At 74.6% G+C, this 8,574-nt stretch carries 8 protein-coding genes; 5 read left to right on the top strand and 3 right to left on the bottom strand.

What is annotated here, in order from left to right:
• Positions 1 to 289: 289 nt before the first annotated feature.
• On the bottom strand, positions 290 to 493 hold the full coding sequence (locus ACFT41_RS31615) for a cold-shock protein (RefSeq protein WP_007462771.1): 204 nt from the start codon (positions 491 to 493) through the stop codon (positions 290 to 292).
• A gap of 182 nt (positions 494 to 675) precedes the next feature.
• Between ACFT41_RS31615 and ACFT41_RS31610 the strand changes: the two genes are divergently transcribed.
• Together ACFT41_RS31610 and ACFT41_RS31605 are read left to right on the top strand one after the other, a co-directional pair.
• A complete protein-coding gene (locus ACFT41_RS31610; RefSeq protein ID WP_377589980.1) occupies positions 676 to 1,449 on the top strand; it encodes a class I SAM-dependent methyltransferase in 774 nt (257 codons plus the stop codon).
• A gap of 10 nt (positions 1,450 to 1,459) precedes the next feature.
• On the top strand, positions 1,460 to 2,083 hold the full coding sequence (locus ACFT41_RS31605; RefSeq protein WP_377589979.1) for a DedA family protein: 624 nt from the start codon (positions 1,460 to 1,462) through the stop codon (positions 2,081 to 2,083).
• Between the two features lie 33 nt (positions 2,084 to 2,116).
• Here ACFT41_RS31605 and ACFT41_RS31600 read toward each other — a convergent pair whose 3' ends face one another.
• Entirely contained in the window at positions 2,117 to 2,770 is a 654-nt protein-coding gene (locus tag ACFT41_RS31600; RefSeq protein ID WP_377589978.1) for an MBL fold metallo-hydrolase, read from the bottom strand.
• Between the two features lie 5 nt (positions 2,771 to 2,775).
• Positions 2,776 to 3,492: a maleylpyruvate isomerase family mycothiol-dependent enzyme gene (locus ACFT41_RS31595; protein WP_377589977.1), complete on the bottom strand. Its 717-nt coding sequence runs from the start codon at positions 3,490 to 3,492 to the stop codon at positions 2,776 to 2,778.
• Between the two features lie 179 nt (positions 3,493 to 3,671).
• On the opposite strand from ACFT41_RS31595, the gene rsgA reads away from it, so the two are divergent.
• The 3 genes from rsgA to ACFT41_RS31580 all read left to right on the top strand — a co-directional run bounded on the left by rsgA (position 3,672) and on the right by ACFT41_RS31580 (position 8,562).
• A complete protein-coding gene (gene rsgA, locus ACFT41_RS31590) occupies positions 3,672 to 4,724 on the top strand; it encodes a ribosome small subunit-dependent GTPase A (RefSeq protein WP_377589976.1) in 1,053 nt (350 codons plus the stop codon).
• Between the two features lie 283 nt (positions 4,725 to 5,007).
• A complete protein-coding gene (gene uvrA, locus ACFT41_RS31585; RefSeq protein WP_377589975.1) occupies positions 5,008 to 7,953 on the top strand; it encodes an excinuclease ABC subunit UvrA in 2,946 nt (981 codons plus the stop codon).
• Between the two features lie 147 nt (positions 7,954 to 8,100).
• Entirely contained in the window at positions 8,101 to 8,562 is a 462-nt protein-coding gene (locus ACFT41_RS31580; protein ID WP_377589974.1) for a Rieske (2Fe-2S) protein, read from the top strand.
• The last annotated feature ends 12 nt before the right edge of the window (positions 8,563 to 8,574 follow it).

The raw sequence follows: 8,574 nt of genomic DNA, 5'->3' as shown, positions 1-8,574 counted from the left end.
TTGGGGGGCCCCCCCGCGGGAGCACCTCGCCCAGGGCGGGGCGGCCCGCCCGGCGCCGGCGCGGCGCCCGCCGCGCTGACCCCCCCGGGCGGGCGCCGCGGGGCCGGCGACGCGTCAGGCCGCCGTCCGGAAGTCGGGCCGGCCGGGAACAGGAGCGCCGCCGGGAAGATGGAGCGCGCCCGCCGGGAACAGGAGCGCCCGCCGCGCGGCGGACGTACGCCGGGCGACGGGCGCGGGTGCGCTGCGACGACGGCCGGGGTCGTCCCCAACCGCCGTCACCGGCACGGAACTACATCGGGCGGACGTTGTCCGCCTGCGGGCCCTTCTGCCCCTGGGTCACCTCGAACTCGACCTTCTGGCCCTCGTTGAGTTCCCGGTAGCCGCTCGACGCGATGGCCGAGTAGTGGACGAACACGTCCGGACCTCCGCCGTCCTGCTCGATGAAGCCGAAGCCCTTTTCCGAGTTGAACCACTTGACCGTGCCGGTAGCCATGCATCTCTCCCTGTTCAAAGCGGGTGACCACCGACCGCCGGTCGATGATCGCCCTGTACCTCCCCGAGAGTAACCGGCGAAACCCGGATCTGCTGGGCGAAGTGCCGCAGGGCGTACCCGAAAATGGCCGCGCCCCGGGCGCAGCCCGGGGAAAACCCGCCCGGCGGGGGACCGGCTGCGGCATGCTTGCCCCGATGACGAGTCCCGCAGCGACCGCGCTGACCGTGCTGGAGCGGGAGATCGACGTGCCCGGCGAGGGGCTGGACCGGCTGCGGCTCGTGCCCACCCCCTTCGTGCCCGAGGTGCGGCTGCACCTCGCGGAGGACGCCATCGTCTGGTGGGCCCGGATGGAGGCCGCGGCCGGCCACGCCCTGCCCCCGCCCTACTGGGCCTCGGCCTGGGCTGGCGGCCAGGCCCTGGCCCGGCACCTGCTCGACAACCCCGAGCTGGCCGCCGGCCGCCGGGTGCTCGACCTGGCCGCCGGCTCGGGGCTCGTCGCGATCGCCGCCGCGCTGGCCGGCGCGGACCGGGTCGTCGCCAACGACATCGACCCGTACGCCGTCGCGGCGGTCACCGTCAACGCCCGCGCCAACCGGGTCGCCGTCGCCGTCACCGGCGAGGACCTGCTCGACTCCGACGGGCCGGACGCGGATCTGCTCGTCGCCGGGGACGTCTTCTACGACCGGGTGCTGGCGGGCCGCGTGCTGCCGTTCCTACGCCGCGCCGTGGCCCGGGGCGCTCGGGTGCTGGTGGGTGACCCCGGCCGGGGCCACCTGCCCCGGGACCTCCTGGACCAGGTGGCCAGCTACCGGGTGCCCACCACCGAGCCGGCCGTCGACTCCCCGGTGCGCCGGGTGGAGGTGCTGCGGCCCCGGGCCGGCGGGGTGAACCCCGAGGCGGGATCAGGGTCGGCTGGGGGATCAAACCCGATGCCGGAGGTGGCGGACCGGCCGTAGCGTACGGGCCATGGCGGAATGGACGGACCAGGTCGGGGAGCTGCCCATCATCCTGTTGGTGGGGGTGCTCGGGGTGGTGATGCTCTTCGACGCCGTACCGCTGGTGGGGGTGCTGGTCCCCGGCGACGTCGCGGTCCTCGCCGCGGTCGGCGTCGGGCGGCCGGCCACCGCCGCGAGCACCGTCGCCGCCGTGGTCGCCGGTTGCGTGGCCGGGTGGTCGCTGAGCTTCCTCGTCGGCCGGCGCTACGGCGACCGGCTGCGGCACAGCCGCGTCGGCGGCTGGATCGGGGAGTCCCGCTGGGCGGCGGCCGAGTCCGTCCTGCGTCGGGGCGGCGGCCGGATGGTGTTGGTCGCGCCCTTCCTGCCGGTGTTCAACGCGCTGCTGCCGCTGGCCGCGGGCGGCCTGCGGATGTCGTACCGGCGGTTCCTGGCCTGCGCGAGCGTCGGGGCCGCGCTCTGGGCCGGCCTCTACGTGGCCCTCGGCACGGTGTCCCGCTCGCTGGCCGGGCTGCTGCCGGTGGACGTCTCGCCGCTGCTGGTCACCATGGCGTTCGGCCTGCTGCTGGCCGGCGTGGTGCTGCTCGTCACCCGCCGCGGCCTGCGCGGCGCCGTCCCCGCCGCGCCGCCGGCCTGAGCCCCGGGCGGGCGCGACGGCGCCGGCCGCCGGTCACCAGCCGCGGGCCCGCCATTGCGGCAGCGACGGGCGCTCCGCACCGAGGGTGCTGTCCCGGCCGTGCCCGGGGTAGAACCAGGTCTCGTCGGGAAGGCGGTCGAACAGCCGGTGCTCGACGTCGTCGACGAGCTGGCCGAAGCGCTGCGGGTCCTTGTCCGTGTTGCCGACCCCGCCGGGGAAGAGGCTGTCGCCGGTGAACAGGTGCGGGCCGCCCGCCGGGTCGCGGTAGAGCAGGGCGATCGAGCCCGGCGTGTGCCCCCGCAGGTGGATCACCTCCAGCGCGTGGTCGCCGACGGTCACCGTGTCGCCGTCGGCCAGCGGCTGCGCCGGGATCGGCAGGCCGGCGGCGTCGTCGACGTGCACCAGCGCCCGCGCGCCGGTCTTCGTGACGACCTCCTCCAGCGCCACCCAGTGGTCCATGTGCCGGTGGGTGGTGACCACGGTGGCCAGACCGGCGTCGCCGATCAGCTCCAGCAGCCGGGGCGCCTCGTTGGCGGCGTCGATCAGCAGCTGCTCGCCGGTGCCGTGGCACCGCAGCAGGTAGGCGTTGTTGTCCATCGGCCCCACCGACACCTTGGTGATGGTGAGCCCGTCGAGCTCGCGTGCGGCCGGCGCGCAGCCGGGGGTGACGTCTCCGCTGTAGGTCATGTCTGTCACATCCATTCCGGTGGGGTCGGCAGGGGACCGTCGGGGGTGACGGCGAGCGTGCCGGCGCCGCCACGGCCGATCAGCCAGGCGGCGAGCCCGTGGGCGGGACCGGTGACCGTCGGCGCGCCGTCGGGGTCGCCGACGACCACCTCGTGGCTGCTGCCGTCGAAGCGCAGCACCATCGCCGGCGCGTCGTCCCGGCCGGCCAGGTTGGTGGTGACCTCGTGCAGCAGCCGCTGGGCGAACGCCTGCGGCCAGTCGGCCGGCGCGTAGCCGGCGGCCAGGTCGACGTGGTGCACCTCGACCTCCCTCAGCCGCCCCCAGACCAGCATCGCCGCCGGCCATGGGCCGCCCCGGGTCTGCACGGTGGCCGCCCACGCCTGCACGGGCATCGCGGCGACCGCCTCGGCGAACCGTTCCGCCGAGCGGCGCAGGTCGTCGAGGTGGGCGGCGGGCGGGCGGGCCGCCCCGGCGGCGATGTCGGCGGCGCGGGCCGCGGGGCTGGCGTACATCGGGATCTGCTCGCCGGTGCGGGCGGAGGTGAGCAGGTTGACGAACCCGTCGGCGTTGCGGGCCAGGTGGGTCAGCACGTGGCCCCGGCTCCAGCCGGGCAGCGCCGACGGCGCGGCGACGTCCGTGTCGTCGAGGGCGGCGGCGGTGCACAGCAGCCGGGCCGTGGCGTCGTCGAGGTCAGCGGTCATCAGCAGCGGGTCGGCGGTCACGCCCCGAACCCTAGCGGCCCGCCGCCCCGGCGTCGCCGGGGAAATCGCTTTCGGTGCGTCGGCCCGGCCCCTACCGTCGGTGGTGGAACGCGACACCGGGAACTCGGAGGAGGTGGTGCCCATGCCGGTCGAAGCACGCGTGTCGCCCCACCGTCTCCTCCGACCCCGATGAGGTTGCCATGTCCATCGATCTGACCGCCCTCGGCTGGGACGCCGAACGGGCGGCCCACGCACGCACCCGCGCCGGCCGGTGTCCGGGCCGGGTGGCCCGCGTCGACCGGGGCGTGTGCACGGTCCTCGGCGCGGACGGGCCGGTCCGCGCCACCCTCGGCGCGGCGGTGCTCGCCGACGCGGCCCGCGACCTGACCCGGCTGCCCTGCGCCGGCGACTGGGTGCTGCTGCGCGCCTGGCCCGACGGGCCGGTCACCGTGGAGTCCGTGCTGCCCCGGCGCACGGCGCTGGTGCGCCGCACCGCCGGCAAGGACGCCAGCGGGCAGGTGCTCGCCGCCAACCTCGACGCCGCGGCCGTCGTCGAGCCGGTGCACCCCGAGCCGGACGTCGCCCGGATCGAGCGGCTGCTGTCCCTGGTGCACTTCTCGGGTGCCACGCCGCTGGTGGTGCTCGCCAAGGCCGACCTCGCCGCCGACCCGGCGGCGATCGCCCGGCAGCTCGCCGGGGTCGCCCCCGGGGTGCCGGTGCTGCCGGTCAGCGCCGAGCGGGGCGAAGGCCTCGACGCGCTGCGCCCGTACGTGGCCCCGGGCCGCACCCTCGGGCTGCTCGGCCCGTCCGGGGCCGGCAAGTCGAGCCTGGTCAACGCCCTGGCCGGGGCGGTGGTGATGCCGACCCAGGCGATCCGCCGGGTCGACGGCAAGGGCCGGCACACCACCACCTGGCGGGCGCTGGTGCCGGTGCCGGGCGGCGGCGCGGTGCTGGACACCCCGGGGGTACGCGCGGTCGGTCTGCTCGACGGCGCGGCGGGCCTGGACCGGGCCTTCGCCGACATCGCCGCGCTGGCCACGAACTGCCGATACGGCGACTGCGCGCACGACGCCGAGCCGGGCTGCGCGGTCCGCGACGCCCTCGCGGCCGGTGAGCTGACCGTCCGGCGCTACGACAGTTGGCGTCGGTTGCAGCGGGAGGTCGCCTTCGAGAGCCGGCGCCGGGACGCCCGGCTGGCCGCCGAGCGCCGGGGCGGCTGGCGCGGCGGGCGGCGGCGGAGGGCCCGACCGTGACTGTCGGTGTTGCCGGGGTGGCACGGAGCTGATCGCGGCGGCGGCGGTCGGTCGCCGGGGTGCCGGGGTCGGGGGTGCGGGCCGGCCGGGCCGCGACGCGCTCCGGCGTGACCGGGTTGAGCTGGGGGAATGTGCGGGCGCGGAAAGTTGTCGTACCTCGGGGCTAGAGTTGCCGAGGCGCTTCTTCTGCGCCCGCACGACCGCTCGGGGCCGTCCCGGAAGCCTCCCGGCCGCCCCGAGCGACCAGATCCTCCTCGCCTTCTTCACCGGGAGTACACGGACAGTGGCCGACCGACTGATCATCCGTGGCGCGCGCGAGCACAACCTGCGTGACGTCAGTCTCGACCTGCCCCGGGACGCCCTGATCGTCTTCACCGGGCTCTCCGGGTCCGGCAAGTCGAGCCTGGCCTTCGACACCATCTTCGCCGAGGGACAGCGCCGCTACGTCGAGTCGCTGTCGTCGTACGCCCGGCAGTTCCTCGGCCAGATGGACAAGCCGGACGTCGACTTCATCGAGGGCCTCAGCCCCGCCGTCTCCATCGACCAGAAGTCCACCTCGCGCAACCCGCGCTCGACCGTCGGCACGATCACCGAGGTCTACGACTACCTCCGCCTGCTCTACGCCCGCGTCGGCGAGCCGCACTGCCCGGTCTGCGGGGAGCGGATCTCCCGGCAGAGCCCGCAGCAGATCGTCGACCGGGTCCTGGCGATGGCCGAGGGCACCCGGTTCATGGTGCTCGCCCCGGTGGTGCGGGGCCGCAAGGGTGAGTACGTCGACCTGTTCGCCGAGCTGCAGGGCAAGGGCTACGCGCGGGCCCGGATCGACGGCGTGGTGCACCCGCTGACCGAGCCGCCGAAGCTCAAGAAGCAGGAGAAGCACACCATCGAGGTCGTGATCGACCGGCTCACCGTCAAGGCCGGCGCGAAGCAGCGGCTGACCGACTCGGTCGAGGCGGCGCTCGGGCTGTCCGGCGGCCTGGTCCTGCTCGACTTCGTCGACCTGGCCGAGGACGACCCGGACCGCGAGCGCCGCTACTCCGAGCACCTGGCCTGCCCCAACGACCACCCCCTCGCGATCGAGGACCTGGAGCCCCGGGTCTTCTCGTTCAACGCCCCGTACGGCGCGTGCCCCGAGTGCACCGGCCTGGGCACCAAGAAGGAGGTCGACCCGGAGCTGGTCGTCCCCGACCCGGAGCGCACCCTGCGCGAGGGCGCGTTGCAGCCCTGGTCGAGCGGGCACAACCTGGAATACTTCCTGCGCCTGCTGGAGGCGCTGGGCGAGGCCGAGCACTTCGACGTCGACACGCCGTGGCGGGCCCTGCCGGCGCGGGCGCAGAAGACGATCCTGCACGGCTCCGGCGACCAGGTGCACGTGCGCTACCGCAACAAGTTCGGCCGCGAGCGCTCCTACTACACCGGCTTCGAGGGCGTGGTGCAGTGGATCGAGCGCCGGCACACCGACACCGAGAGCGAGTGGTCGCGGGAGAAGTTCGAGGGCTACATGCGCGACGTGCCCTGCGCGGCCTGCGGCGGCGCGCGGCTCAAGCCCGAGGTCCTCGCGGTCACCCTGGCCGGCAAGAGCATCGCCGAGGTCTGCAACCTGTCGGTGGGCGAGTGCGCCGAGCTGCTGGCCGGCATCGAGCTGACCGACCGGCAGAAGATGATCGCCGAGCGGGTGCTCAAGGAGATCAACGCCCGGCTCACGTTCCTGCTCGACGTCGGGCTGGACTACCTCTCCCTGGACCGCCCGGCCGGCACTCTGTCCGGTGGCGAGGCGCAGCGCATCCGGTTGGCCACCCAGATCGGCTCCGGCCTGGTGGGCGTGCTCTACGTGCTCGACGAGCCGTCCATCGGTCTGCACCAGCGCGACAACCACCGGCTCATCGAGACGCTGGTGCGGCTGCGCGGGCTGGGCAACACCCTGATCGTGGTCGAGCACGACGAGGACACCATCCGCACCGCCGACTGGATCGTCGACATCGGGCCGGGCGCGGGCGAGCACGGCGGGCGCATCGTGCACTCCGGGTCGGTGCCGGACCTGCTGGCCAACCCGGAGTCGGTGACCGGGGCGTACCTGTCCCGGCGGCGGGAGATCCCGACGCCGAAGGTCCGCCGGCCGCAGACCCCGGACCGGGAGCTGGTGGTGCACGGCGCGCGGGAGCACAACCTGCGCAACCTGACCGTGAGCTTCCCGCTGGGCCAGCTCATCGCGGTCACCGGGGTCAGCGGCTCCGGCAAGTCGACGCTGGTCAACGACATCCTGCACGCGGTGCTGGCCAACCAGATCAACGGGGCGCGGCACGTGCCGGGCCGGCACACCCGGGTCGGCGGCCTGGAGCACGTGGACAAGGTCGTCGGCGTCGACCAGTCGCCGATCGGCCGCACCCCGAGGTCCAACCCGGCCACCTACACCGGGGTCTGGGACCACGTCCGCAAGCTGTTCGCCGAGACCACCGAGGCCAAGGTCCGGGGGTACGGTCCGGGCCGGTTCTCGTTCAACGTCAAGGGCGGCCGGTGTGAGGCGTGCTCCGGCGACGGCACCATCAAGATCGAGATGAACTTCCTGCCGGACGTGTACGTCCCGTGCGAGGTCTGCAAGGGCGCCCGCTACAACCGGGAGACCCTGGAGGTGCACTACAAGGGCAGGACCGTCTCCGACGTGCTGGGGATGCCGATCGAGGAGGCGGCGGAGTTCTTCTCCGCGATCCCGGCCATCCACCGGCACCTGAAGACGCTGGTCGACGTCGGCCTGGGCTACGTCCGGCTGGGCCAGCCCGCGCCGACGCTCTCCGGCGGCGAGGCGCAGCGGGTCAAGCTCGCCTCCGAGCTGCAGAAGCGTTCCACCGGCCGCACGGTCTACGTGCTGGACGAGCCGACCACCGGCCTGCACTTCGAGGACATCCGCAAGCTGCTGATGGTGCTGGAGGGCCTGGTCGACAAGGGCAACACGGTGATCACCATCGAGCACAACCTCGACGTGATCAAGACGGCCGACTGGCTGATCGACATGGGCCCGGAGGGCGGTCACCGGGGCGGCACGGTGCTGGCCACCGGCACTCCCGAGGAGGTCGCCGAGGTGCCCGAGAGCCACACCGGCCGGTTCCTGCGCCCGGTGCTCGGGCTCGACGGCGAGGCCCGGGGCGCGAAGGCGGCGACCGGGCGGGCCGCGAAGGCCAACGGCGCCCCGGCCCGCCCCCGGGCGCGCAAGGTCCCGGCGGGGGCCCGCTGAGGCGACCGCGCACGCGCCCCGCCCCGCCCGTCGGTCCGCGCCGACGATCACTGTGGTCGATTTGTTGAACCTTCAGGCACAGTGATCCGTGGACCCCAACGAGGCCCGGGACCCCTCCGGGCCGGGCAGTCGACAGAGAGGCCAGACATGAGTGACGAGCAGGTGCAGACCGGGCCGGCCACGCAGACGCGGCGCGCCCTCCTCGCCGGTGCCGGGGCGGTGGGCGCGGCGGTCGTCCTGTCGGCGTGCGGCAGCGACGACTCCGCCGGCGGCGACTCCGCCCCGACCGGCGGCGCGTCGGCGACCGGCGGCGCCGGTGACTCCGGCGCGCTGGCCAGCACCGCCGACGTCCCGGTCGGCGGCGGTGTGATCCTGGCGGCGAAGGGCGTGGTGATCACCCAGCCCGAGGCCGGCACGTTCAAGGGCTTCGACCCCATCTGCACCCACCAGGGCTGCCCGGTGTCGAACATCGACGGCGGCACCATCAACTGCACCTGCCACAACAGCAGGTTCTCCATCACCGACGGCTCGGTGACGTCGGGCCCGGCGACGAAGGCCCTCGCGGCCAAGGAGCTCAAAGTCTCAGGCGACCAGATCACTCTCGCCTGAGACGGCGGCGGC

The sequence above is a fragment of the Micromonospora sp. NPDC057141 genome (assembly GCF_042670805.1).
GTDB lineage: Bacteria > Actinomycetota > Actinomycetes > Mycobacteriales > Micromonosporaceae > Micromonospora.
Note: the sequence above shows the minus strand (reverse complement) of the source record. Positions and strands in the feature narration are given on the sequence as shown.

Coding starts and splice junctions, on each gene's coding strand:
- ACFT41_RS31615 (WP_007462771.1), bottom strand. CDS start 493: ATGGCTACCGGCACGGTCAAGTGGTTCAACTCGGAAAAGGGCTTCGGC.
- ACFT41_RS31610 (WP_377589980.1), top strand. CDS start 676: ATGCTTGCCCCGATGACGAGTCCCGCAGCGACCGCGCTGACCGTGCTG.
- ACFT41_RS31605 (WP_377589979.1), top strand. CDS start 1,460: ATGGCGGAATGGACGGACCAGGTCGGGGAGCTGCCCATCATCCTGTTG.
- ACFT41_RS31600 (WP_377589978.1), bottom strand. CDS start 2,770: ATGACCTACAGCGGAGACGTCACCCCCGGCTGCGCGCCGGCCGCACGC.
- rsgA (WP_377589976.1), top strand. CDS start 3,672: ATGTCCATCGATCTGACCGCCCTCGGCTGGGACGCCGAACGGGCGGCC.
- ACFT41_RS31580 (WP_377589974.1), top strand. CDS start 8,101: ATGAGTGACGAGCAGGTGCAGACCGGGCCGGCCACGCAGACGCGGCGC.